Raw genomic sequence first — 24,366 nt, forward strand, 5'->3', positions numbered from 1 at the left:
ACAAAATGTTTGATACTGCTCTCTCCGCCAACGATCTGGTGTTTCTCGCCAAGGGCGCGGGCATCACGATTGTGGTGACAGCCATCTCGGTCGTGATCGGCACGATCCTCGGCATCATCTTCGGCGTGATCCGTGTCCAGTTGGGGGCCGTGCTCACCGCACCGCTCACGTTTTTTCTGGACATCTTCCGCTCCGTGCCGCTGCTGATCCAGCTGGTTTTGGCCAATGCCTTTGTCGGCATGGTACTCCAGCTTCAGCTTTCCGGCTTTTTCGTCGCCTGTCTGGTTCTGTCGCTCTACACCTCGGCCTATTGTGCCGAAATCGTGCGCGGCGGCATTGACGCGGTGCCGACCGTCACACGCCGCGCGGCCCGCTCGCTTGGCATGTCATGGGGTCAGGACATGCGCTATATCGTGATGCCTCTGGCAACGCGGGTGGCCCTGCCCTCGTGGATCGGTCTGGCGCTTGGCGTCATGAAGGACTCCGCACTCGTCTATGTGGTTCAGGTCACAGAGCTTCTGAAGTCCACACAAATCCTCATCACACGTCTGCAAGAACCGCTGTTCCTGCTGCTCATCTGTGGTGCGTTCTACTTTATCATCAGCTTCCCGCTTGCGCGTTTCGGCGGATATCTCGAAAAAAGGTGGTCCAATGATTGAGATCCAAAATGTCCGTAAATCCTTTGGCCAGCTTGAGGTTCTCAAAGGCATCGACCTGAATGTCGAAAAGGGCGAAGTCGTCACCGTCATCGGCGGCTCGGGGTCAGGGAAATCGACACTTCTGACCTGTATCAACGGATTGGAGCCGATCGACTCCGGCAAGATTCTGGTGGATGGCACCGAAGTTCACGCCAAATCCACCGACCTCAACAAGCTGCGCCAGAAAATCGGGATCGTGTTCCAACAGTTCAACGCCTTCCCGCATCTCACCGTGATGGAGAATGTCACGCTGGCACCGCGCAAGGTTTTGGGCATGGGCAAGGCCGAAGCCGAAGCCATCGCGGAAAAGCACCTCAACCACGTCGGGCTTGGCGACAAGCTGGGCACCTATCCGACACGGTTGTCCGGCGGTCAGCAGCAACGTATGGCCATCGCCCGCGCTCTGGCGATGTCGCCCGATTACATGCTCTTTGACGAGGTGACCTCCGCCCTTGATCCGCAGCTTGTGGGCGAGGTGCTCGAAACGCTCAAGATGCTGGCCGAAGAGGGGATGACGATGATCCTCGTCACCCACGAGATGAGCTTTGCGCGGGATGTCTCGGACCGTGTGGCCTTTTTCCACAAAGGGATCATGGCAGAGATCGGCACGCCCGCAGAGCTGTTCGAAAACCCGCAGCACCCGGAAACCCAAAGCTTTCTGGCCAGTGTGCGCTGAAGCGGATCAACGACAACAGAAAAAGGCGCGGGACATTCCCCGCGCCTTTTGCATGTTTGGATACCTTTCGCGAAAGGCATGAAGCCGCGCTCAGAGCGCGGCGAGCCCCTGTGTTTCAAACAGATCAAGCTGCGCCAGTTCCGCATCACTCAACACAATCCCCTCCCGCAAAGACACGTCGCGCGCCTTGAACCGGCGTTGCGAGGGAAGCCGTGCCCCTTGCGCCCCGATGGCGGTGAGAAGGCGTTCGCCCTCGGCCAGAGGATCGCGCCCGCTGCGCGCCGAGAAGGTCGCCGGATCAAGCGCCAGAACAAGCGCCCCGTGACGCGGCAGCAAATGTGTTCCGCCCATGAAGTCGAGCGATTCCTTGCTCATGAATTCGCCCAGCATGGCCCCTGCGAGCAGTTCCACCATGGTCGAGATGGCCGAACCCTTGTGCCCGCCAAAGGGCAGCATCGCCCCCGCCAGTGCGGCGTCGGGATCGTTGGTCGGGTTGCCCTCTTGATCCACGGCCCAGCCGTCGGGAATTTCGGTTCCCGCACGGCGGTGCAATTCGATCTCGCCGCGTGCCGCGACCGATGTGGCAAAGTCGAACACATAAGGATGCTCGGCAGGGCGCGGCCAGCCAAACGCGATAGGGTTCGTGCCCAGCAACGGCTCCTTGCCGCCAGTCGGGGCGACAGAGGCATAGCTCGGACACATGGACAAAGAGGCCAGCCCGTCCTTGGCCAGCGCCTCCACATCATGCCAGAGCGCCGAGAAATGCAGGCAATCACGGATCACCAGCGCCGCCAGCCCCGTCTCTTTGGCCCGCGCCACAAGGGCGTCCTTGGCGGCATCAAAGGCCGGATTGGAAAAGCCGCCATTGGCATCCACTTCGATCACGGCCTTGCCCGTATCCACCAGTTCCGGCACGGCCTTCGGCTCGACCTTGCCCGCCGCCAGCACACGCATACAGCCTTCGATCCGGTAAATCCCGTGGGACTTGCAGGCATCGCGCTCACCGGCCACGATCACTGCCGCGACCGCTTCGGCATTGGCCTCGGACATTCCGCATTTTTCAAAAATTGACCGGACACGAGTGTGCAGCGTCTCGACGGAAATGGGCTTTGCCATATGCGAAGTCCTCTTTCTATGGGGATGTTATAGGGGGGGTTATTTGGCGAAGTCGGTATAGGTGCAGGCCCAGAACACTTTGGTCTCTGTGTCATCAAGTGCGCGCATACCGTGTTTGATCGTGCTGTCGAAATAGGCGCAATCTCCCGGCTCCAGAATCACCGGTTTGTAATGTTCGACCACAAGTTCGATCCGGCCGGACAACACATAGAGCGTTTCCTCGCCAGTATGGGATTCGAGATCTTCCGAGCGCAAGGCATCGCGTTTTTCGACCGTGGTAACCAGCGGGATGATCTTTTTCTCGGCCAGAGCATTGCACAGCACCTCGTATTCGAAATGCTTGGCACGGACCACACGTCCCTGCCCCGCCTTGGTGACGGTCATGCGCGTGGTCTGGTGGGCGTCGTGGTCTTCGGAAAAGAGCCGTTCCATGCCGATGTCATAGGCACGCGCGATTCTCACAAGATTCTCGTAGCTTGGCGAAACACGCCCGTTTTCGATCTTGTGGATCGTCGAAAGCGCCACGCCGGATTTCTGGGCCGCAGCTTCCAGCGTCAGACCCGCCGCCTGACGCACCGCCTTCATGCGGCTGCCAAGCTCGGCCCGCAAATGATGGCGCTCTGTCTCCCAGCTTTCCTTGTCAGAAGGCGCGGGAATATTTTCCGTTTTCGACATAATTTTTCTTTTCTTACCAATCATGATTGTTTAAGCATATATTTGCATCAATTACAACAATAGCAATCGAAAGCCTGCCAGCGGAATAGCGATGACGCAAATTTCAACGCTGGGGTGTCGGTTTAGCGAACAGGGAAACAGAATGTCAGACGTGATCATCAGCGCCAGGGTTTCAGGTCCGCTTCTTGTCTGTGACGAGGGGCTGAGTGTCTGGGGCGGGGTTGATCCGGCCACGGGGCAGATCATCGACGCCCATCACCCGCAGCACGGGAAGTCTCTGGCCGGCCATATTGTCATGATGCCCACCAGCCGCGGCTCCTGCACCGGCAGCGGCGTGCTTTTGGGGCTGGCCTTTGCCGAACACGCGCCCAAGGCACTGATCTTCCGTGAGAACGAGGATATTCTGACGCTTGGCGCTCTGGTGGCGACAAAACTGTTCGACCATCCGATTGCTGTCCTGCGCCTGTCGGCCGAGGATTACGACGCGCTGGCACAGGAAACCTCTGCCGAGATCACTCAGACACATCTGACCGCCGGTGCGCTTGATATACCGCTCTCGCCGAAATCCGACACGCTTGAACTCACCGATCAGGACCGCCAGTTCCTTGCCGGTGCCTTTGGCGAGGCGGCGCAAGTGGCGATGGAGATCATTACCACCATGGCCGTGGCACAAGGCGCCACCCGCCTCACCGATGTCAGCCGCGTGCATATCGACGGCTGCATCTATGCAAGCCCCGCCTTTCTCACCTTTGCCCGCACCATGGCCGACAAGGGCGGGCGCGTGCGTGTGCCAACCACAATGAATGCCATCTCCGTCGATCACGCCAACTGGCGCGCGCAGGGTGTGGCCGAAGAATTCGGCCTCCCCGCCAGCCAACTGGCCGATGCCTATGTCGAAATGGGGGCCAAGCCGAGCTTTACCTGCGCGCCCTACCTTCTGGAAGACAAGCCCAAGCAAGGCGAAGAGATCGCATGGGCGGAAAGCAACGCCGTGGTCTATGCCAACAGCGTGCTGGGCGCGCGCACGGTCAAACACGCGGATTTCATGGATCTGAGCATCGCCCTGACGGGCCGCGCCGCCCAGTCCGGCGTCTATCTCGACGGCAACCGCGCACCGGAACGAATTCTGGATGTCACCGTGCCCGAGGGCATCGACGATGCGTTCTGGCCCATGCTCGGCTGGCTCGTCGGTCAGGCCGCACCGGACCGCATCCCGCTGATCCGCGGGCTGGAAGACACGCAGCCCAGCGAAGACGACCTCAAGGCGCTTTGCGCGGCCTATGGTACCACTTCCGCCGCACCGATGCTGCATATCGCGGGGATCACGCCGGAGGCGGATCTTGCGCCCCTGCCCCATGCAGATCACATGGACATCGGCCCCGAAGACTTTGCCCAACTCTGGGAAGGCTTCAACCAAGGCGCCGAAAAGGTCGAACTGGTGGCCCTTGGCAGCCCGCATTTCTCCACCAATGAATGCAATGCCTTTGCCGATCTCATGGACGGGCAACATGTCAGCCCCGAGGTCACAACGATCATCACCCTTGGACGCCAGAGCCTTGCCCAGATCACCGAAAGCGGCGTCAAGGCGCGGCTGGAGGCGGCGGGTGTCAAGATCGTCCCCGATCTGTGCTGGTGTTCCATCTCCGAGCCGGTGTTTCCGCCCGAGGCCCGCACGCTCATGACCAATTCGGGCAAATATGCCCATTACGCACCCGGCCTTTCGAAACGTGCGGTGCGTTTCGGTTCGCTGTCACAATGTGCCCGCTCCGCCTGTAGCGGTCTGGCACCAGCCCAGCCGCCGCACTGGATCACACCTGAATAATTACGGAGATATGAAATGAACAAAGATGTGTTTTTTGGCACGATCCCTGCCCTGTTGACGCCCTGCACCGAAGACCGCCAGCCCGATTTCGACGCGCTTGTGCGCAAAGGCACCGAGATGATGGATGCGGGCATGTCCGGCGTCGTCTATTGCGGCTCCTGCGGCGATTGGCCCCTGCTCACCGACGAGCAGCGTATGGAAGGCGTCGAGCGCCTGACCAAAGCCGGTGTGCCCGTCGTTGTCGGCACCGGTGCGATCAACTCCAAATCCGCCGTAGACCATGCCGCCCACGCCCAGAAAGTCGGCGCGGCCGGTCTCATGGTGATCCCGCGCGTTCTGTCCCGCGGCCTCTCGGTTGCGGCGCAAAAGAACCACTTCAAAGCCATTCTCGACGCGGCCCCCGATGTGCCTGCGATCATCTACAACAGCCCCTATTACGGCTACACGACCAAGGCCGACCTGTTCTTTGCCCTGCGCGCGGAGCACAAGAACCTCGTCGGGTTCAAGGAATTCGGCGGCAAGTCCGATCTGAGCTATGCCGCAGAACACATCACCAATCAGGATGACGATGTGCTCCTGATGGTCGGCGTCGACACAGAGGTCTATCACGGCATCGTCAAATGCGGCGCTGTGGGCACGATCACCGGCATCGGCACGATCTACCCGAAAGAGACACTTTTGCTCACCGCCCTGTCGAAAAAGGCCGCCCAAGGCGATCCCGAAGCCGACCAGCGCGCCCGCGAATTGACCGAGGCCTTCTCGGTGCTGGCGAAATTCGATGAAGGTGTCGATCTGGTGCTCTATTTCAAACATCTCATGGTGCTCAAAGGCCATGACGAATACCGTTTGAACATCTATGAGACCGACGCTCTGTCCCCGTCGCAAGCGACCTTCTGCGAAAAGCAGTTCCACCAGTTCAACACATGGTTCGCCAACTGGTCGAAACAAGGCGGAGTGATCGCTGAATGCATGTGATCGACAGTCACACGGGCGGAGAGCCGACGCGGGTGATCCTCAACGGAGGTCCGGACCTTGGGTCCGGTCCTCTGGCCGAGCGCGCCGAACGTCTCGCGACCGAGCACAAAACCTTCTACCAGTCCGTCATTCTCGAACCGCGTGGCCAGACCGCCATGGTCTGTGCGCTACTGGTCGAGCCGGTCGATCCCGACTGTGTGACGGGCGTCATCTATTTCGACGCCGAAGCCGTGCTTGGCATGTGCGGGCACGGAACCATCGGACTGGCCGTCACCCTTGTGCATCTGGGGCTGATCGGCGAAGGCCATCACAAGATCGAAACCCCTGTGGGCGTGGTCAATGTCGAGGTCCATGACGCCAATACGGTGACCGTGACCAATATCGAAAGCCGGCGCACGCAAACGGCGGTCTCCGTCGAGGTGGACGGTCTGGGCACTGTGACCGGCGACATCGCCTATGGCGGCAACTGGTTCTATATCGTCGATCCCTCTCCGGTTCCGGTCACACCGGCGCATATACCCGAACTGACCCGCGCCGCCACCGATGTGCGCAGCGCGCTACAGGCGGCTGGGGAGAATATCGATCATGTGATCTTTTACGGCCCTGCGCTCACCGAAGACGGGCACAGCCGCAATTTCGTCTTTTGCCCCGATGATGCCTATGACCGCTCCCCTTGCGGCACGGGCTGTTCGGCGCGTCTGGCCTGTCTCGCCACAGACGGGCAACTCGCGGAAGGCGACGAAATCCTGCAAGAAAGCGTGATCGGCAGTTCCTACCGCCTGTCCTGGCGCGCGGGCAAGGATGGCGGGGTGATCCCGTCCATCACCGGACAGGCGTGGATCATGGCCAACAGCACATTGATTTTCGAACCGACCGACCCTTTCCGACACGGGATCACAGGCTAGCCTGTCTTCCCGCCCCCGTCCGGCGCATGACCCCTGTGTGCCGGACGGATTTTCATTCATATGCACTGCGAGGCGCACCATGTCCCCAACCGGTTCCTCCGACATCATCGTTATCGGCGCTGGCATTATCGGCGTCACCTCTGCTCTGGCCCTGCAACGCCAAGGGCGACAGGTGCGTCTGCTGGACCGCAAAGGCGTGGCCGCAGAAACCTCGCGCGGCAATCAAGGCGCCTTTGCCTATACCGATGTCGAACCGCTCGCGACCCCCGGCATCATGCGCAAGGCCCCCAAATGGCTGCTTGATCCTCTAGGACCGCTGTCGCTGCGTCCGGCCTATGCGCTCAAGATCGCGCCGTGGATGTATCACTTCTGGCGCGCCACCTCCAAATCCCGCTATGAGGCCGCCGTCACAGCCCAGTCCAGCCTCATGCACCTGTCCCGCGCCGCACTGGAGCGGCTGATTGTCGAGACAAAGGGCGAAGACATGATGCGCCGCGAAGGGCAATTGCAGGTCTATGAAGGCGAAGCACAGTTCCGTGCCACGCTCCCGTCATGGGACTTGCGCCGCCAGCACGGGATTGCCTTCGACCTTCTGAAAAGCCCCGATGAAATCGCGGAGATCCAACCCGGACTGCACCCGCGCTTCACCCATGCCGGCTACACGCCCGACTGGATGAACACGGTCGATCCGGCACGCTGGACCGAATATCTTGCACAGTGCTTTATCGACGCGGGCGGGGTGATCGAAACCGCGGAAATCAAATCCCTCTCCCCTCTCGAAGACGGGGTGGAAATCCTGACCGCCTCAGGCCCCATCACCGCCGCACAGGTGGTCGTCGCCGCCGGTGCATGGTCGCATCATCTGGCGCGCAGTTTGGGCGAACGGATTCCGCTTGAGACCGAGCGCGGCTATAACACCACCTTTCCACAGGCCGGTTTCGATCTGAAAACCCATCTCACCTTTGCCGACCACGGCTTTGTCATCTCCAAAATCGGAGAAGGGCTACGCGTTGGCGGGGCGGTGGAACTGGGCGGTCTGGACCTTCCGCCGAATTACAAACGCGCGAAAATCCTTGTGGAAAAGGCCAAGAACTTTCTGGAAGGGTTCGACCCGCAAGGTGGCACGGAATGGATGGGCTTTCGCCCCTCGATGCCCGACAGCCTGCCGGTGATCGAACATTCCGCGAAAACCGAACGGGTGATCTATGCCTTCGGCCACGGCCACCTCGGGCTGACACAATCGGCCGGAACGGCGGAACTTGTCTGCGCTCTGGCCAGCGGCCAGACACCCGAGATTTCGCTCTCGCCTTTCGACGCCGCACGGTTCGCCGCACCGTTCTAAGCCAAACGCCCGCCAGAGAAATCTCCGGCGGGCGCTTTATTCCGGCGCAGGATCGCGCTCAGTCAGCGGTGTTCAACAAGTCACGATCAACCGGTTCCGATCAATCGACCGCTGCCACCACCATGAACTCCACCAGATACTCCGAAGTCGCCAGACGCGCTTCGCCACAGGCCCGCGCCGGCGGCGCTTTCGGGTCAACCCAAGCATCCCACACCGCATTCATGTCAGCGAAATCATCCATCGTGGCCAGCCAGATCGTGGTGGACAGGATTTTCGACTTGTCCGACCCGACCTCGGCCAGAAGACGCTCCACAGATGCCAAAGCATCCTTGGACTGCTCTGTCACATCGGCACCGTGACCGACCTGACCGGCCAGATAGACGGTTCCGTTATGCACCGCGGCTTGGCTCATCCGCGCGCCGGGTTCGATACGTTTGATGGTCATTGTCATGTTTTCCTTTTCTCTAAAGCCTCTCACACCGCGTATGTCTCATACATCGGATACGAAAGGCCGTTTCCATTCATGATTTGCACAGATATCCCCGAAAACCTGCGGCCCGGTTTGGCGCGAAACGCAAAAGATTCAGGCCCGCGCAGGGATGAGACCTATCCTGTGATACGCGGCCATGTATCGGAGAGGCGATAGCCCCCCGGCCACGGATCCGACGGGTCCAGCATATGTTGATGCGTGCCGGTGATCCACGCCCGCCCGTTGATCTCCGGCCGGATCGCCGTGTGATCCCCAAGCGGCACAGTGCCGAGAATGCGGCCATGAAACTCAGAACCGATGATGGACACGCCGGTGAAACGGTCATCCGGCCCCATCTCGCCACGGGCATGCAAGATCGCCATACGGGCCGACACCGCCGTGCCCGTCGGGGAGCGATCAAGTTTCCCCGGCTGGATCGCGACAACAGATTGCGCGCGCAATTCGTGGCCCTCGCGGGTGATCGGACCGGCAAAGAGGCAAAAGGAGTGATGCGCCCAATCCGGCTTGTCGGGATGCTCGAACCGGTATTGCGCATTGGCCGCATTGGTGATGCGGATGCCAAGTTCGGCAATCTCGCGGGCATTCTCTTGTGTCAGGTCAACGCCAAGAGCGACCGGATCGACCACAACAAAACTGTCGCCGCCAAAAGCCGTGTCCACGGTGATCTCGCCCAATCCGGGCACCGTGAGCGGCACGTCCAGACGGCTGGCAAAAGAGGGCAGGTTTTCCACAAAAATCCGCTCCGCCTTGCCATTGGCACATTCGGCGCGCACATGGACCAAGCCGCCAGGGGCCTCAAGCACCATCTCCGTGACAGGTTCCTGCATCGGGATAATCCCGCTGTCGAGCAGGACCGTAGAGACGCAGATCGAATTCGACCCCGACATGGGCGGCGTGTCTTCGGGTTCCATGATAATCCACGCTGCCTGTGCCTTCGGATGTTTGGGCGGCACCAGAAGATTGACATGTCGGAACACACCCCCGCGCGGTTCGTTCAGCATAAAGTTGCGCAGGGTCTCGTCCTCGGCAATCCATTTGCGCTGCTCCCAGATCGTCTCCCCCGGCGGCGGGGTGACACCGCCCACGATGACATCCCCGACCTCGCCTTCGGCGTGACAGGAGACCACATGAATGACTTTCGTGCTGCGCATATTCCGGCCCTCGTTTTATCCTGACGAAGCCTGCCATATCCGCATGAGGTAATCCATCTTATTTTCTGTTTTCAAATGATAATTTATGTTTTTCCATAAGGTTGGAAAGGCACCGTTCCATCAGTGACATCCGGCAACGAAACACCCCGTCCGACAGATGGAAACCCGCGCCCCCACAGCAGGTTATCGCCACTCCGCACAGAGCGGAAAACACGCCGGATAGTTCGCCCCTTTGGAGAAGAGGCAACATCCGGAAACAAAAGAAAACTGTCTCTTGCGTCACCAAATATCCCGCTCATAATCGAAACAGCAGAGTAAGCGCCTCGCTTGCCATCACGCCGAATGACCGACCCCGCATCGCCCGAGTGGAACGGGCCCGCCCCCTGCCGAGGACGCATATCACGCCATGAGCCGCCGCTTTCATCATGTCCTCCCCGGCCTTCTGCTCGCCGCGCCTATGTGCGCGCAGCCGGCGGATGAGGTCTTGAGACTGGCGCAAGCGCCCTATGAGAGCCGCGATGTGCTGAACACCACGGACCCCGCTGCGCCGGAGGCCGAAGAGGTCATCATTGATCTGCCCAGCGCCTTTCACACAACGCGGTTTCAGAGGGGGTATCTCGGGGAATGGGTCTATGTGATCTATCCCGATGGCACGGCGAAAATCCTGTCCGGCGGCGCGGTCGCACAGCGCATGTATTTTCTCACCTGCACGCTGGCTGTGTCCTGCGAAATCACAGGGCGCGATGGAGAGGCATTCTCGGTGCCCGCAACCCGAGAGCCGCGCCCCGCCCCGCCCGTGGCACCGGATGCCAAAGCGGCGGCGACCTATATCGCACGCTGGATTCTGGCGGGCACAGGACCGGAGCCTGTGCCGGAACCAGAGCCGGAACCGGTCATCGTGGTCAGCACACCTGCGCCTCCCGTTCTCACGGACGAGGAGCAGATCGCACTTGCCGAAGCGGCAGAGGCAGAAGCCGTTGAAAACGAAAGCGACGCCGAACTTGCCGCCGCCGCACAGCAAAGCGAGGCCATGCCGCCGCCGAGTGATCTCGACGAGGCCTGTCCCGAAGTGGCCGGTTTCCTGCCGGACGAATGTCACCAGACCCTCGCACCGGTGACGGTCCCGCCACTGATTGCCACACCGCGCACACAGCCCGCGGCACAGTCCGCCGCACAGGCCGCCACCCCGTCTTCCTCACAGACCTCGGCACAGACTCGCGCAGCGCCCACCGCGCCTGCGCCGGAGGCGGACCAGAGTTTCTTTGAACGCATCAAACTGTCTTGCGCCCTGACCGCGACAACCAGCCTTCAGGACGGTTCAGACAACCCGACCCTGAGTTTCGAGAAACCGCGCGCCAGTCTGGGCTGTAGCACCAACCTGACCCGCCGGTTGTCTTTCCGCTTCGCACTGGTCGGCTATCTCTTTCCCGAAGACCGCGCTTCGTCCGATCCGGACTACACCTATGCGTTCAACTACAAGGTCAGCGACAAGATCAATCTCGGCTATAGCAATTATTCGGCTCAATTCGGTGGCGAGAACGGGAATTTTCTGGACGGTCTGCTCGACGGCACGCTGCGGGCCAGCTACAAACTGCCGACCATTCATTTGCCCAACGACAAATCCCTGCCCTGCTCGGCAAGTGTCGCCCTGCCCGATCCGGTGGCGAAAAGTTTCAACCTTTCCTGCGGCTATGCGGTCACGGACAAACTCCGCGTCGGAGGCACGGCCTATCTCTATGCGCCCGATGCCCAAGACACATATGACCCCGATTACAGTTATTCCGCGAGTTATAAGGTCAATGACAAGGTGCTGGTGTCCTATAGCAATTACAGCAACAACAGATGGCCGTGGAACAAGGGCGATGCGCCAGGGCCGGGCATCCTCGGCGGCAACCTGTCCCTGACCTACAAGTTCAGTTTCTGAACCGGATCACAGGGATAAGATTGACCGTATCTCGTTGATCTTCGACATAAATTCTGCCGCGAGCCCCTCGACATCCACATCACTGTCGCGCAATTCCATATGCCGCGCCATGTCAGACATATCCTTGAACCCCAGAGCAAGGCTGGCCCCCTTGAGCGAATGGGCCTGTTTGGACGCGGCGTCCTTGTCTCCACTGCGCTCGGCGGCAATCAGTTGCTCCAGCCGCAAGGAGGCATCCACCACAAATTTTTGCACCAGATCAATCAGCCCGTCCATGTCAAAGATTTCAAGCAGATGGTTGACCACCTCCGGCACCATCCGGCCTTTCAACTCCGCGACAATGGCGGGGGCATTCTGCGACGCGGTCACAACCGAAGTCTCCGCAACCTTCGGTCCGGCTCCGGCTTTTGCCTTCGAGAGCTTCAGAGAGGATTCGATGAGGGCTTTCAACGTGTTGAACGGGATCGGCTTGGACAAAATCCGATCAATCCCGACGATATTGGCCTCTTCCTCGATCGCATCGGCCACATGGGCGGTCAAAGCGAAGATCGGCGGGACATCCTTGGCGGGCCATTTGGTTTTGATCTGCCGCGTGGCCTCGATCCCGTCCATCTCCGGCATGGCAATATCCATCAGGATCAGGTCGTATTTTCCGGGGGCGAACTTCTCGACCGCGATGCGTCCGTTTTCCGCCAGATCGGCCTTGAGATTCATGCGGTCGGTATAGGCCAGAAGCATCTTCTGATTGATGATATTGTCTTCGGCAATCAGCACACGCAGCCCCTCGATGCTGCGCGCAGGGGACAGTTCCCCTGAAGCCATCTCGGCATCGTCATCTTGCGTGGATTGCGGACGGGAAACCACTTCGACCGGCACTTCGAACCAGAAGGTCGAGCCTTCGCCAAGGCTGCTTTCCACACCCACCTTGCCGCCCAGCCCGTCAAGGATACGTTTGCAAATGGCCAGCCCCAAACCGGTGCCTTGCGCCGCGACAGTCAGAGGATTGGCAACCTGTGCGAAATCCTTGAACAGGTCTTTGAATTTTTCCGGCGGAATACCTACACCAAAATCCTCAACCTCACAGCGCAGCAAAACGCCCTTTTCATGCGCTTCTGCCTTGGCGCGGAAAATGATCGGCCCGTCGGCAGAATAGCGCAGCGCATTGTTGATGAGGTTGGAAATGATCTGGCGGATTCGCGTGGCGTCGCTGCGAAAGAGCTTTGGCACGGAACGGTCGATCTTGGTGACAATCGTCCGGCCTGTGCCCTTGCCATGCGAGGTGTAGAGGATGCGGATGCTTTCGACCAGCGCGCGAATATCCACGTCCTCTTCTTCGAAGACAAAGACGCCCGCCTCCATCTTGGAGAAATCGAGAACGTCATTGACGATCCGGCTCAAGCCTTCGCCCGCCGCTTTGGCGTAGTTCAGCAGTTCGAGCTTGCTCGCGTCTTTTTCATCCATCGACAGAAGGTCGATCATCCCCAAAAGCCCGCCCAGAGGGGTGCGGATTTCGTGGCTCATGGTGGCGATGAAACGGCTGCGCGCGGTAGACGCCGCTTCGGCGCGTTTCAGGGCCTGCTCAAGCTCTTCCGTGCGTTCCTTGACGGCGCGTTCAAGATTGGCCGACTGGGCACTCAGCGCCGTATTGGCATCGAAAAGCTCGCGACTTTTGTCTTCGAGCAGCTTTTCCGCTTCGGCGCGTGCAATCTGTTCACGCTCATAGCGGCGGCGGGAAACGCGGTCGTCAGGGGGCGTGGTCATGTTACGACCCCCTATTCAGCCAAGGTGATTGCAAAATTTGTGACCTGTGCATTGGCTGGATCGGCCTGACTGGTGATCTCGCCCGTCTGGTCGAAATGCTCAAGCGCCGCTTCGATCATACCGTGGCAAAACGCACTTAGAGGTCGGGGCGATTCATAGGTCATGTTCAGATGCGTGGTGTCCTTGCGCTCGGTCTCGAACGTGGGAAGCTCCGCCTCGGGGTAGAGCTTGCGGACTTCCACATGAATCTCGCCCTCGATTGACTCGAGCAGGGAGAAAGCGTCCGCCTTGCTGCTGAAAAACTCGGGGTAGTTCTCGACGAAATGCGTAAGCATCCAGTGCCCGAACATCTTTTGCAGCACATCGGGACTCAGACCGGAGTGTTCGCTAAAGGCGACGACAATCTTGACCAGTTCGGAACAGGGATAATTGCCCACCGTGGTGAACGCCCCGCCATTGTCTAGATCGGCCTTGTCCAGCACATCATCGACGACATCCTCGCCAAAGGCGCCTTCGGCCATCTTGACCAGTTCTACAAAAATCGTGCCTTTCATCGCGCTACTCGCTCCATACTACCGGCTATACGCTCAAGGGGTCACAGCGCGTCAACACAGGGTCAAACCATACATTCCCTGCCTGTAAGTCATGCCCAATTCATGTGCACAGACAAGGACAATCTGCGTTTCGGGACATTTTACGCAGGGGTAAGGTGGCATTCGCCCTCCCGAAATCGCCCCCTTTTCACATCACAATCACAGCGTTTCCGCGTCGTGCTCAGAAAGCATCACTCCGCCTTATTGTTGCCGCGATGGCATGAATAAGTGGTTTTGGCGAACAATCACGTTTATACTCAACCTATGGTTTAATACCACACACGGAAAGAGGACGCTATATGATCTTGGCCCGACTGTCCGGACATACTGCACACCCGCTCAATATCGAGCCGGACGGGTTCCTCTCGTCGACCGTGGAACAGGAGGGGGAGGCCGGATGATTGATCCGTTGGACATTGTCATCGCCGAAGACGATTTCATCCAGAGATCCTATTTGACCCAAGTGCTCAAGCATCTGGGCTACAACGTCCTGCCCGCAGAAGACGGAAAGGGCGCTCTGGATTTGCTCAAGTCCAGCAAGGCCCAGATTCTCATCACCGATTTGCAAATGCCGGAAATGAACGGCATCGAACTGACCCGCGCCGTGCGCGAGGCCGAACTGGGTCACTATGTTCATATCATCATGCTCACCGGCGGCAGCCACAAGAAAGCCAGCGAAGATGCGCTGGAGGCCGGTGTCGACGATTTCATGACAAAGGGCGACGACCCGACCCGCCTGAAGGCCCGCATCCGTGTGGCTTCCCGTCTGGCGCGCCACGCATGGGATCAGGCCGAACAGCACCGCATCCTCAAAGAGGCCAATGACCGCATCCAGAAGGATATGAAAGCCGCCGCAGACGCCCAGCGCCAGCTTCTCCCCGACATTCGCCGCAGCATGCAAGGCATCTCCATCGCATCGGTGTTCGAACCCTCTGCGGTCGTGTCCGGCGACATGTTCGGCTGCCTATCCCTGACGGAGAACAAGCTCGGTGTCTATGCGGTCGATGTGTCGGGGCATGGCATCCATGCCTCTTTGCTCTCGGTCGCCATCGGCCATCTCATCACGCCGGAGTTTTTCACCAATACGGCGTTTGACGCCAGCGGTGCGCCCGATCCCGCAGCCCTTGTCGCCAATCTCAACACACGGTTCAGCGCCGCCGACAATGACGACTATTTCACCATGTTCTGTGCCGTGATCGATACAGACACAGGCCATATGGAATATTGTCAGGCGGGCTATCCGTCCCCGACCTATGTCGCCTCGGACGGAACCGCGCGCCTTGTTGGCGAAGGCGGGTTTCCGGTCGGGATGTTTGACCATTTCACCTATGACAACGACGCGATGACCTTTGACGAAGGCGATTTGCTCGTCTTGTGTTCCGATGCCGCGACCGAGGCGGAAACCCCGCAGGGAGAGCCCTTTGGCAAGGACCGTCTGAACGCCTTGGTCGGCGAAAACCACCTCACCGATATTTGCAAGATTCCCGAAATCATCGCGGAACAGCTCCACACATGGCGCGAAGGCCATGCACTTGAGGACGATCTGACAGTGCTGGCTTTGAGAAGGAAACAGACCCAATGATATTCACCGACACAACAGACACAGACATCCTTATTGTCCGCCCCGGCGTCGAACGGCTAACCGCCGTCAATGCCAAGGCGTTCAAGGACGAGGTCATCACCCTGATCACCGAAGGCGCAAGCCAGCTTGTGATCGACTTCAAGGATGTCTCCTTTCTCGACTCCTCGGGTCTGGGCGCGCTGACCGGCCTTTTGAAGAAGATCGGCCACAGGGGGGATCTGGTGGTCTGCGGGCTGAATGACGACGTGCAACAAATGTTTAAAATCTGCCGCATGGACCGCGTGTTCAAAAGTTACAGTGACTCCGCAGCCGCCGTGCAGGCGATGAACGAAGCCTCGTGACGGAGATGTCGTTTCATATGCCAAACCAGATCGAGGCCATTGATCCGATGGTCTTGACGTTAAAGTCGCATGTCGACGGCGCATTGAGCGGCGAGGCTCTGTTCCGTTTCGACATCTGCCTGAGCGAGGCACTGGCCAATCTGGTAATACATGCGGAAACGACAGACAAATCCGCGCCGATCACGGTGAAAATCCGGCACGAGGCCGAGAGCTTGAGCACGGAGATTTTCGACCCGAAAGGGGCTGTGGCCTTTGACATTCGGGACAAGGCACGCGCGCTCGACGAGATCGACGCGCTGGCGGAAAACGGGCGCGGCCTCGGGTTGATCCTCGAATGTGCCGATCAGGTCGACTACGGGCCTGCGCCGGAAGGAAACCGTTTGAAACTGACTTTTAAAGCGCGGGGATAGGCCATGCAAAACGATACCGGACCTCGCGTCCCAACACCTGAACGAGTAAGCACCATGAGCAATTTTATGAATTCCGCACGGGCGGGCATCGTCTCGGGTCTCGTGGCAATCACACCAGTGGCCGCCTTGGCGCAGGAAGAGGGCAGCACCCTGCCCCGTAGCATGACCATCGACAATATTTCCATCAATGGCACCGAATATAACAGCGTGACAATCCGCTCGGAGGCGCCGCTGCATATCGAATTTGACGATATGAGCACTGCGCGTTGCGAACATGACAGCGACACCATGTCCAAACCCCATTTCGGGCGCAACGGCGAGTTGTCCGAGCGCGAATACAAGATGGCACGGATCGCATGGTCCTATTTCGAGAAACGCTTCCAGCCGGAAACGGGGCTAGTAAACGCCGTGGGGTCCTACCCCTCGACCACCCTGTGGGACACGGCCTCCTATATCAGCGCTCTGGTCGCCGCGCGGGAATTGTGCCTCATCGACAAGCGCACATTCGACACCCGCGCCACCAAGCTTCTCAACACCCTGCGCAATCTGAACCTGTATCAGGGCGAGGCCCCCAACAAGGTTTACAACACGGAAACCGGTGAAAAGGTGAACTACGCCAACGAGGCCGGCGAGGTCGGCATGTCCGCGCTTGATATCGGGCGGATGCTGGTGTGGCTGCGTATCCTCAAGGAGCGTTACCCCTATCTGGCCAACAGCGTGGACAACGTGCCGATGCGCTGGAACTTCTGTAACCTCGTCAGCGATGACGGGCGGATGTTCGGCGCGTTCAAACGCGGCGACGGCTCCACCCAATATGTGCAGGAAGGCCGCCTCGGCTATGAGGAATACGCCGCCAAGGGCTTTGCGCTCTGGGGCTTTGACGTGGACCGCTCCATGTCCCCCGAACCGCTGAAATACACCACGATTTACGACGTAAAAGTGCCCTATGACGGGCGCGACCCGCGGATTTTCAAGAACCAGAACTATGTGCTGACCGAGGGGTATATCCTCGACGGGCTTGAGATGGGCTGGGACCTGCCAACAGACAAATCCCATGACGGGATGACGGCGAGCCACGGCTGGCGGGCGGAGTTTGCCAACCGGATCTACCTCGTGCAACAGCGCCGCTACGAGCAAACCGGAATCATCACCGCGCGCTCCGAGCATCAGGTCAACGGCAAGCCCTATTTTGTCTATGACAGCATCTTCGCAGACGGCTACCCGTGGAACACACTGGACCCGACAGGGGAATACCAGCCCGACCGTGCCGCCATCGCCGCCAAGGCCGCTATCGGGCTCTGGGCACTTTGGGAGACGGATTACACAGACATCCTGTTTGAAAGCGTTGCCGATCTCTACGATCCTGATGCCGGTTTCTACGAAGGTCTCTATGAAAACGGCAACGGCTTTATTCCGCTGCAATCCTCCAACAACAACGGCATCATCCTCGCCGCGCTGCTCTACAAGGTCGAGGGACCGATCCTGCAACAGGTCAACGAGGCCACGCAATACTGGGAAACGGCCTATTCCGGCACCGATCTGCGGGACAACAAATGTCATCCGCGCATGATGGAAGAGGTTGTGCCCTGTTGTGCCTGCGAGAACCCGACGCAGCTTGATCCCGTGATCCCGCTCGACGAGTTCCTCTATTGCCGCCCTGTGCCGACCAATGGCGAGACCGCCGCCACGGATTGCCGCCCCGAGGAACACAACCTGCCCGCCCCGACCCCGCGCAAGGTTTTGGGCAATGTCTGCCCCAAGCCGGGGAGTGAATAACAATGGCGGCCAGCGGGAAGCCGAGACTTGTCTGGTTCGATGCCAATCGCGTCTTTGCCGCGATCGGTGTTGTGCTGATCCATTCCACCACCGACTTTTCGGGCCAGCCCTTTGCCGGTGTTGAACCCTCCGAACGGCTCGTTCCCGTCCTTCTGCGCTCTCTGGGGGAGTTTTCCGGCTCGGAGATGTTCTTTCTGTTCTCGCTGTTTCTCATGGCAATGCGGGTGGACCGCAAACTGCCCAGCTATTCCAGCGCCATCGGGATGCAGGCCAAGCGCCTGCTGATCCCCTTTGTCTTCTGGGTGGTGTTCTACGCCTTTTTCCGGCTGATCAAGGCCGATGCCTTCAACTATGCGCCCTATATGTGGGACCAGATCACCGATGTGAAAAACTGGGCCGGATATTTCCTTTTGGGCAAGGTGCAATATCACATGCACTTCCTGCCCACGCTCTTTGCGCTTTTCCTGTTCTATCCGTTCATGCGCGGGGCAACCCGCTATCCGCTCTTGGGGCTGTCTCTGGTCATCACCTTGGGGATCATGAACAACACCCAAGCCTTCGTCTGGGGGCTCGACCTCGATCCGGCGCTGCGTGACTATTTTATCCGTGCCCTGAAAATCCTCGGCTATGTCGGCTACGGGCTGGCCGCCTTCGCGCTCTATGGCATCTGGAAAGACGGCGTCCCGCGCGGAGAATCCCGCCTGTTGCGCCGTGGCGGCTTTTATTTCGCCATCCTCGCCTATGTCGCCACCATCCCGTTCTTTGCCTATGCGGTGCAAAACGGCGCGTGGGGCGTGCGCGCAGGATGGGATTTCTACGGCCACTTCCTCATGCCGATCTGCGTCTTTCTTGTCTTCATGGGCGGGCAATTCCTTGACTGGTCTCCGGTCTGGTCCAAACTCGCGAAGTTTTCCTTCGGCATCTATCTCGTCCATCCGGCAGTCATCGACCTGATTGACATTGCCCTGTTCAAAACCGGCATCTCCGGCCACATGTCCCCGACGGTGCTGGTGCTGTGCCGCTTTGCCCTTGCCCTGCCCGGCGCGTTCCTCGTCTCGCTGGGCCTGTCGAAAGTCGGCGCACTGGCATGGACCATCGGATTGGGTCCGACCCCGTGGGAAGCTCGCAAGGCGAAAGGGGCCGGCGCATGATCAAGGACGACTATTTCCTGAAATTCGAGGACCGGACACCGCCGCCGCCGCTGCCCTATAGCGCCAGACGCGAGAGCCTCTGGCAATTCCTCGCTATTCTCGCGCTGGTCATTGGCGGCTGGTATATCTGGTGGCGCTGGACCGGTTCACTCAACCCTGACGCCATGTGGTTTGCCGTGCCCTTGGCCATCGCGGAGACCTGCGCCTATATCGGGATGCTGCTCTTCGTCTTCAACCTGTGGAAAGACGATCCGATCCGGATCGAGACCCCGCCCGCCGTTTTCAGAGATGTCGCGCCGGATCATCCCGAACATGACCGTCCTATTTCTGTTGATGTGATGTTTGCCACCTATGACGAAGACCCCGAACTGGTCCGTCTCGGCATTCAGGACGCCAAGCGCATGACCTATCCGCATCCCATCGACATACGCATCCATATTCTCGACGACGGGCGCCGCCCCGAAATGCGGCGCGTCACCGAGGAGGAAGGCGCGAACTACATCTCCCGCACCACCAACGAGGGCTTCAAAGCGGGCAACCTGCGTCACGCGATGGAGGAAACCCACGGCGATTTTCTTGTCATCTGTGATGCGGACACACGCCCATTCCCGACGCTTCTGGAACATACGCTGGGCTATTTCCGAGACCCCAAAATGGCATGGGTGCAAACCCCGCAATGGTTCTACGACCTGCCAGAGGGCGAACCTCTCCCCGACAAGCTCGCACAGAAGTTCGGCGAAAAGGGCGAGAAAATCGGTCAACGCGTAGAGAAAGTGATCGGGCCGGTGATGGTCGGACATGATCCCTTCGTGAACGATCCAAAGATGTTCTACGATATCATTCAGCGTCGCCGGAACTGGGCCAATGCGTCCTTTTGCTGTGGCGCGGGCTCGATCCACCGCCGCGAGGCCGTAATGGAAGCCGCGCTGCGCAGTTTCGGGGCCAATGTCGAGAAACGGACATGGGCGGTGGAAGAAACCGTCACCGTATCGAGTAAAGAGCGCGAGGTCTCTCCCGAATTGATGCAGGCCATCAAGACCGAAGCAGCCGCCACTGAAGTGCTTACCCCTTACAAATTCCACGTCTCCGAAGACATCTACACCTCCATCGTGCTCCATTCGGACCGCGAGCGTGGCTGGAAATCCAAGATGCACCCGATTGTCGAAAGCAAGATGCTCTCGCCGCAGGATCTTCTGACATGGACGGTGCAGCGCTTCAAATATGCTGGCGGCAGTCTCGACATCCTCGTGCATGACAACCCGCTGTTCCGCAAAGGTCTGACCCTGCCGCAGCGGCTGATGTATGCGACGACCTTCTATTCCTATCTCGCCCCGCTGTGGAACGTCATCTTCCTGTTCGCGCCGGTCCTCTATCTTCTGACCGGCATCTCGCCCGTCTCGTCCTATTCATCGGAATTCTTCCTGCACCTGATCCCGTTTCTGGTGACTCTGGAACTGGCGATGATGGTGGGGGCATGGGGCATCGACGGCTATCCGGCCAAGGCCAGCTACCTCGCCTTTTTCCCGCTGGGGCTCAAGGCAATCTGGACCATCATGCGCGGCGAGAAAGTCACCTTCAAAGTCACCCCCAAAACCCGCCAGTCCGGCAATTTCCTCGCGCTTGTCCGCCCGCAAATCTCCGTGCTTGTGCTCACAGCTGCAGGCGCGATCTGGGCCATCGGCGCACTCGTCATTGGCGGCACCGATCACTCCCCGAGCGGCGTGGTGGCCAATATCCTATGGGGATTGAACAATTGCATTGCCATGTGGGGCATCATTGCCGCCGCGATCTGGCGTCCCGCCGAAAGCTCCGGCGCATCTGAGGAGGCGAAAACAGCATGAGTTTCCGTGAAAACCTGATCAAGGCCCGCAGCCATATCATCTTTCTGGTGGCCCTTGCCTGCGGCCTCCTAATCGTCATAGGTCTCGAAAACCTTATGCCGGAGAAACAAGACGTGGCCCAAGCCGACACTTCTGCCGAAACAGTCCCCGCCGTCTCTCCCATGGCCGCCTTCGACGAAGTCACGCCGCTGCCGCTGGCCGTTGCGGGCGAAAGCTCCGACGAGGATCTGGCCTATGCGCAAATCGCGTGGCGCTATTTCGAGAATAACACCCACCCCGAGACAGGTCTGGTCAATTCAGCGGACAAATACCCCTCGACCACCATGTGGGAAACAGGATCCTATTTCGTAGCCGTGATCTCCGCCGATCTGCTGGACATCATCTCCGAAGACGAGGCGAAAGCACGGATTTCTCTGGCACTGGACACGCTCACCGCCATGCGCCTGTTTGACGACATCCTGCCGAACAAGGCCTATAATGTCGAAACCGGCGAATTGGTGGATTACACGAACAAACCCGTCGAACGCGGCTTGGGCTGGTCGGCGCTGGACATCGCACGGCTGGTTGGCACACTGGACCAGATCACCCTGCACTACCCCGATCTTGCCCCGCAGGTCAGCGCGTTGCTGGCGCATTGGGACCTGTCGCAAATGGTCGAAGACGGCCAGTTGATCGGCGGCAACATGGCCGACGGCGAATTGCGCCGCGATCAGGAGGGCCGCGTGGGCTATGGTCAATACGGGGCCAAAGCCATGATGCTCATGGGGTTCGACATGTATCGCGCCTATGACGCGGAGGCACATCTGATGGTCAAGGAGGTTATGGGACAGCCCATTCCCGTCGATGACCGTCTGCACCGCAATGTCACCCCCGCTTTCACCGTCAGCGAACCCTATGTGTTCGACGGGCTGGAATTCGGCTTCGACGCCCGTTCGCACCGTTTCGCCACCGCCATCTACAAGGCGCAGGAAGCCCGCTACCGCGAGACCGGTGTCTGGACCGCAGTGAGCGAATCCCACCTCGATGAAGCCCCCTATTTCGTCTATTCCTCCGTCTGGGGCGGCGGCGCACCTTGGGCTGTAATGACATTTCGCGGCGAACGCCTCGACAGCAAGCGCACCGTCACCGTCAAAACCGCCTTCGCATGGTATGCGCTCTTTGGCACGGATTACGCAAAAGAGCTTGTGGCCGAACTCGCGCCTCTTGGCGATCCGGAGCACGGCTGGCCCGAAGGTCTCTATGAGGCCGACGGCTCCACCAACGGCTCCGTGACCACCAACACCAATGCCGTGGTCCTCGCCGCTCTGGCCTTCCGCGCCCATGGGCCGCTGATCAGGGCCGCACAATGAAAAAGGCGCTCACCACCTCCCTGCTCGCCTGCGCCCTGCCTGTGCTACCTGCCTTTGCACAGACCTGCGTGGGCGCGGGGTTCGACATTCCGCTTCCCGGTGCCACAGCGGTGGAAACCCGCCATGTAGACATTCCCAGCCCGACCTACCCCGGCATATGGCAGGAAGGCACGGTGCGGAATTTCTTCTATCGCATCTATGCCAATGGCGAAGCCGCGCTCAGCCCGAGTGCGTCCAATTCCGACTGGGAGATCACTGTCCTGTGTGACGCGGGCACATGCCAGAAATCCGTCACCGGCACCGCGCCTCAGGCCGCGCTCGATACGGCAGACTTGCTGGAGGCCTGCCTCCTCGGTGGCGATGCCGCTCAACAGCTTCTGGCGGCAGAGCCGGACGGCACAGCCCCGCCACCGGATGGCACCGTGCCCGCCTTGGTGCAGGACAACCCGCCGGAAAGCCCGACACCTGCGCCGCAAGCCCCGCTCTCGGAAGACTCCACCACTCCGGACACCGTCGCGCCAGAACCAACCCCTCAAATCATCGAGGAAACCACGCCTGTTGCGCCAGTGCCCGCGAAGGACACCGCCCCCTGCGGTCTCGCCGCGATCCCAGAAGGCCCTCCCGGCATCACCCTGCAACGGCTGCTCGTTGAAGCCGGAGAAAACCCCGGCCCGCTGGACGGCATCCCCGGACGCAGAACCCGCACAGCCCTGCAAAACCTCTTCGGGGCGCAAAGCGTCAACATGGATACGGCAGAGGCCATCACCGCCCTCGACAACCTGCTCTGCCAATAACCGCCTGACAATAACCGTCAGCCACGGGATCACGTCAGATCAGCAGACAGAACACAGACACGCCACGCGGCGTGCCTGCTCCTTTGTGCCGGAAATACTCACATAAAGGCTTTCAACCGCGCCATCAGGCTCGACGTATCCCAACGCCCGCCGCCCATGGTCTGCACATCCTTGTAGAACTGATCGACCAGAGCCGTGACCGGCAAAGGCGTGCCGGTTTCCTCACCCGCTTCCAGACAGATCGCCAGATCCTTGCGCATCCAGTCCACGGCGAACCCGTGTTCATACTCGCCCGCCAGCATGGTCTTGTGGCGGTTGACCATCTGCCAGCTGCCCGCCGCACCGCCGGAGATCACATCGACGAGCGCCTCGCCATCAAGGCCGGAGTTCTCCGCCAGCAAAAGCGCCTCGGACAGCCCTTGAACCAGTCCCGCGATGCAGATCTGGTTGCACATCTTGGCGGTCTGGCCCATGCCGACCTCGCCCAGACGTTTGACGATCTTGCCATAGGCCGCCATCACCGGCTCCGCCTTGGCGAAATCCGCCTCCGATCCGCCGCACATCACCGACAGCACGCCGTTTTCGGCCCCCGCCTGACCGCCTGACACGGGCGCATCGACATAGCCGATTCCGACCTCTGCGGCGATCGCGGCCAGTTCGCGGGTGACTTTTGCGGACACAGTTGTGTGATCGACAAACACCGCGCCGGGCTTCATACCGGCAAAAGCGCCCTCCGGCCCGAGACAGACCGAGCGCAAATCGTCGTCATTGCCGACACAGGACATCACGAAATCACAGCCCTCTGCGGCCTCTTTCGGCGTTGGAGCAAAGGCTCCGTCATGTTCCGCGGCCCATTTCTCCGCCTTGGCAATGGTGCGGTTATAGACCGTCACCTCATGTCCCTGTGCCACCAGATGTCCGGCCATCGGATAGCCCATGACCCCCAGACCCAAGAATGCAGTTTTCGCCATGGCTTTTCCCTCGCGCGTCGATG

Annotated in this window: 22 protein-coding genes; 15 read left to right on the forward strand and 7 right to left on the reverse strand. The window is 59.8% G+C overall.

The genetic code is table 11. The features are described from left to right. The first annotated feature begins 5 nt into the window (after positions 1-5). Both KO492_RS14380 and KO492_RS14385 read left to right on the forward strand, forming a co-directional pair. The gene (locus tag KO492_RS14380) at positions 6-659 is read left to right on the forward strand and encodes an amino acid ABC transporter permease (RefSeq protein WP_216045584.1); all 654 of its coding nucleotides are present in this window, start codon (positions 6-8) and stop codon (positions 657-659) included. Then, a complete protein-coding gene (locus tag KO492_RS14385) occupies positions 652-1,374 on the forward strand; it encodes an amino acid ABC transporter ATP-binding protein (RefSeq protein ID WP_216045585.1) in 723 nt (240 codons plus the stop codon). The genes KO492_RS14380 and KO492_RS14385 overlap by 8 nt, the downstream gene beginning before the upstream one ends. Before the next feature lie 90 nt (positions 1,375-1,464). Here the strand turns inward: KO492_RS14385 and KO492_RS14390 are convergent, their stop codons facing one another. Together KO492_RS14390 and KO492_RS14395 are read right to left on the reverse strand one after the other, a co-directional pair. Continuing rightward, positions 1,465-2,490, reverse strand: coding sequence for an Ldh family oxidoreductase (locus KO492_RS14390; RefSeq protein ID WP_216045586.1), 1,026 nt, complete (start codon positions 2,488-2,490; stop codon positions 1,465-1,467). Between the two features lie 39 nt (positions 2,491-2,529). Continuing rightward, positions 2,530-3,165 (reverse strand): helix-turn-helix domain-containing protein, encoded by a 636-nt coding sequence (locus KO492_RS14395; protein ID WP_216045587.1) that lies wholly within the window; start codon positions 3,163-3,165, stop codon positions 2,530-2,532. 142 nt (positions 3,166-3,307) lie between these two features. On the opposite strand from KO492_RS14395, the gene lhpI reads away from it, so the two are divergent. From lhpI to KO492_RS14415, 4 genes are all read left to right on the forward strand, one after another. Next, positions 3,308-4,987, forward strand: coding sequence for a cis-3-hydroxy-L-proline dehydratase (gene lhpI, locus KO492_RS14400; protein WP_216045588.1), 1,680 nt, complete (start codon positions 3,308-3,310; stop codon positions 4,985-4,987). Positions 4,988-5,002: 15 nt separating this feature from the next. Further along, positions 5,003-5,962 (forward strand): dihydrodipicolinate synthase family protein, encoded by a 960-nt coding sequence (locus KO492_RS14405; RefSeq protein WP_066603898.1) that lies wholly within the window; start codon positions 5,003-5,005, stop codon positions 5,960-5,962. Then, positions 5,953-6,867, forward strand: a complete 915-nt coding sequence (locus KO492_RS14410) for a proline racemase family protein (protein ID WP_216045589.1) — start codon at positions 5,953-5,955, stop codon at positions 6,865-6,867. Before KO492_RS14405 ends, KO492_RS14410 begins: the two co-directional genes overlap by 10 nt. Positions 6,868-6,946: 79 nt before the next feature. Beyond that, complete coding sequence (locus tag KO492_RS14415; protein ID WP_216045590.1) at positions 6,947-8,209, forward strand: NAD(P)/FAD-dependent oxidoreductase; 1,263 nt, start codon at positions 6,947-6,949, stop codon at positions 8,207-8,209. A gap of 100 nt (positions 8,210-8,309) precedes the next feature. On the opposite strand, the gene KO492_RS14420 is transcribed toward KO492_RS14415, so the two are convergent. Further along, positions 8,310-8,654 (reverse strand): RidA family protein, encoded by a 345-nt coding sequence (locus tag KO492_RS14420; protein WP_216045591.1) that lies wholly within the window; start codon positions 8,652-8,654, stop codon positions 8,310-8,312. Between the two features lie 161 nt (positions 8,655-8,815). Then, positions 8,816-9,850: a trans-3-hydroxy-L-proline dehydratase gene (locus KO492_RS14425; protein WP_216045592.1), complete on the reverse strand. Its 1,035-nt coding sequence runs from the start codon at positions 9,848-9,850 to the stop codon at positions 8,816-8,818. Positions 9,851-10,256: 406 nt separating this feature from the next. Here KO492_RS14425 and KO492_RS14430 point away from each other — a divergent pair, with 406 nt between their 5' ends. Beyond that, positions 10,257-11,774: a hypothetical protein gene (locus tag KO492_RS14430; RefSeq protein ID WP_216045593.1), complete on the forward strand. Its 1,518-nt coding sequence runs from the start codon at positions 10,257-10,259 to the stop codon at positions 11,772-11,774. Positions 11,775-11,780: 6 nt separating this feature from the next. On the opposite strand, the gene KO492_RS14435 is transcribed toward KO492_RS14430, so the two are convergent. Both KO492_RS14435 and KO492_RS14440 read right to left on the reverse strand, forming a co-directional pair. Next, positions 11,781-13,535 (reverse strand): ATP-binding protein, encoded by a 1,755-nt coding sequence (locus tag KO492_RS14435; protein ID WP_216045594.1) that lies wholly within the window; start codon positions 13,533-13,535, stop codon positions 11,781-11,783. 11 nt (positions 13,536-13,546) lie between these two features. After that, entirely contained in the window at positions 13,547-14,089 is a 543-nt protein-coding gene (locus KO492_RS14440) for a heme NO-binding domain-containing protein (RefSeq protein WP_216045595.1), read from the reverse strand. Between the two features lie 436 nt (positions 14,090-14,525). On the opposite strand from KO492_RS14440, the gene KO492_RS14445 reads away from it, so the two are divergent. From KO492_RS14445 to KO492_RS14480, 8 genes are read left to right on the forward strand one after another with little or no spacing between them, the layout of a single operon-like run. Further along, positions 14,526-15,710, forward strand: a complete 1,185-nt coding sequence (locus KO492_RS14445; RefSeq protein WP_216045596.1) for a PP2C family protein-serine/threonine phosphatase — start codon at positions 14,526-14,528, stop codon at positions 15,708-15,710. Continuing rightward, entirely contained in the window at positions 15,707-16,051 is a 345-nt protein-coding gene (locus tag KO492_RS14450; protein WP_066603868.1) for an STAS domain-containing protein, read from the forward strand. The genes KO492_RS14445 and KO492_RS14450 overlap by 4 nt, the downstream gene beginning before the upstream one ends. A 17-nt stretch (positions 16,052-16,068) precedes the next feature. After that, a complete protein-coding gene (locus KO492_RS14455; protein WP_216045597.1) occupies positions 16,069-16,461 on the forward strand; it encodes an ATP-binding protein in 393 nt (130 codons plus the stop codon). Positions 16,462-16,515: 54 nt separating this feature from the next. Then, entirely contained in the window at positions 16,516-18,237 is a 1,722-nt protein-coding gene (locus tag KO492_RS14460) for a DUF3131 domain-containing protein (RefSeq protein ID WP_216045598.1), read from the forward strand. A gap of 2 nt (positions 18,238-18,239) precedes the next feature. After that, positions 18,240-19,388, forward strand: a complete 1,149-nt coding sequence (locus KO492_RS14465; RefSeq protein ID WP_216045599.1) for an acyltransferase — start codon at positions 18,240-18,242, stop codon at positions 19,386-19,388. Then, positions 19,385-21,229, forward strand: a complete 1,845-nt coding sequence (locus tag KO492_RS14470) for a glycosyltransferase family 2 protein (RefSeq protein WP_216045600.1) — start codon at positions 19,385-19,387, stop codon at positions 21,227-21,229. Before KO492_RS14465 ends, KO492_RS14470 begins: the two co-directional genes overlap by 4 nt. After that, entirely contained in the window at positions 21,226-22,578 is a 1,353-nt protein-coding gene (locus KO492_RS14475) for a DUF3131 domain-containing protein (RefSeq protein ID WP_216045601.1), read from the forward strand. The genes KO492_RS14470 and KO492_RS14475 overlap by 4 nt, the downstream gene beginning before the upstream one ends. After that, the gene (locus KO492_RS14480) at positions 22,575-23,372 is read left to right on the forward strand and encodes a hypothetical protein (protein WP_216045602.1); all 798 of its coding nucleotides are present in this window, start codon (positions 22,575-22,577) and stop codon (positions 23,370-23,372) included. Before KO492_RS14475 ends, KO492_RS14480 begins: the two co-directional genes overlap by 4 nt. 98 nt (positions 23,373-23,470) lie before the next feature. Here the strand turns inward: KO492_RS14480 and KO492_RS14485 are convergent, their stop codons facing one another. Next, positions 23,471-24,343, reverse strand: a complete 873-nt coding sequence (locus tag KO492_RS14485; protein WP_216045603.1) for an NAD(P)-dependent oxidoreductase — start codon at positions 24,341-24,343, stop codon at positions 23,471-23,473. Positions 24,344-24,366: the final 23 nt, after the last annotated feature.

The sequence above is a fragment of the Celeribacter halophilus genome (genome assembly GCF_018860305.1).
In the GTDB taxonomy this organism is placed as follows: domain Bacteria; phylum Pseudomonadota; class Alphaproteobacteria; order Rhodobacterales; family Rhodobacteraceae; genus Celeribacter; species Celeribacter halophilus_A.

Excerpts from the sequence above, each read along its gene's own strand:
- KO492_RS14405 (WP_066603898.1), top strand. The coding sequence starts at position 5,003 with ATGAACAAAGATGTGTTTTTTGGCACGATCCCTGCCCTGTTGACGCCC.
- KO492_RS14460 (WP_216045598.1), top strand. The coding sequence starts at position 16,516 with ATGAGCAATTTTATGAATTCCGCACGGGCGGGCATCGTCTCGGGTCTC.
- KO492_RS14485 (WP_216045603.1), bottom strand. The coding sequence starts at position 24,343 with ATGGCGAAAACTGCATTCTTGGGTCTGGGGGTCATGGGCTATCCGATG.
- KO492_RS14430 (WP_216045593.1), top strand. The coding sequence starts at position 10,257 with ATGAGCCGCCGCTTTCATCATGTCCTCCCCGGCCTTCTGCTCGCCGCG.
- KO492_RS14385 (WP_216045585.1), top strand. The coding sequence starts at position 652 with ATGATTGAGATCCAAAATGTCCGTAAATCCTTTGGCCAGCTTGAGGTT.
- KO492_RS14410 (WP_216045589.1), top strand. The coding sequence starts at position 5,953 with ATGCATGTGATCGACAGTCACACGGGCGGAGAGCCGACGCGGGTGATC.
- lhpI (WP_216045588.1), top strand. The coding sequence starts at position 3,308 with ATGTCAGACGTGATCATCAGCGCCAGGGTTTCAGGTCCGCTTCTTGTC.
- KO492_RS14420 (WP_216045591.1), bottom strand. The coding sequence starts at position 8,654 with ATGACCATCAAACGTATCGAACCCGGCGCGCGGATGAGCCAAGCCGCG.
- KO492_RS14465 (WP_216045599.1), top strand. The coding sequence starts at position 18,240 with ATGGCGGCCAGCGGGAAGCCGAGACTTGTCTGGTTCGATGCCAATCGC.
- KO492_RS14390 (WP_216045586.1), bottom strand. The coding sequence starts at position 2,490 with ATGGCAAAGCCCATTTCCGTCGAGACGCTGCACACTCGTGTCCGGTCA.
- KO492_RS14425 (WP_216045592.1), bottom strand. The coding sequence starts at position 9,850 with ATGCGCAGCACGAAAGTCATTCATGTGGTCTCCTGTCACGCCGAAGGC.
- KO492_RS14380 (WP_216045584.1), top strand. The coding sequence starts at position 6 with ATGTTTGATACTGCTCTCTCCGCCAACGATCTGGTGTTTCTCGCCAAG.
- KO492_RS14395 (WP_216045587.1), bottom strand. The coding sequence starts at position 3,165 with ATGTCGAAAACGGAAAATATTCCCGCGCCTTCTGACAAGGAAAGCTGG.
- KO492_RS14415 (WP_216045590.1), top strand. The coding sequence starts at position 6,947 with ATGTCCCCAACCGGTTCCTCCGACATCATCGTTATCGGCGCTGGCATT.
- KO492_RS14450 (WP_066603868.1), top strand. The coding sequence starts at position 15,707 with ATGATATTCACCGACACAACAGACACAGACATCCTTATTGTCCGCCCC.
- KO492_RS14475 (WP_216045601.1), top strand. The coding sequence starts at position 21,226 with ATGAGTTTCCGTGAAAACCTGATCAAGGCCCGCAGCCATATCATCTTT.
- KO492_RS14445 (WP_216045596.1), top strand. The coding sequence starts at position 14,526 with ATGATTGATCCGTTGGACATTGTCATCGCCGAAGACGATTTCATCCAG.
- KO492_RS14440 (WP_216045595.1), bottom strand. The coding sequence starts at position 14,089 with ATGAAAGGCACGATTTTTGTAGAACTGGTCAAGATGGCCGAAGGCGCC.
- KO492_RS14470 (WP_216045600.1), top strand. The coding sequence starts at position 19,385 with ATGATCAAGGACGACTATTTCCTGAAATTCGAGGACCGGACACCGCCG.
- KO492_RS14455 (WP_216045597.1), top strand. The coding sequence starts at position 16,069 with ATGCCAAACCAGATCGAGGCCATTGATCCGATGGTCTTGACGTTAAAG.
- KO492_RS14480 (WP_216045602.1), top strand. The coding sequence starts at position 22,575 with ATGAAAAAGGCGCTCACCACCTCCCTGCTCGCCTGCGCCCTGCCTGTG.
- KO492_RS14435 (WP_216045594.1), bottom strand. The coding sequence starts at position 13,535 with ATGACCACGCCCCCTGACGACCGCGTTTCCCGCCGCCGCTATGAGCGT.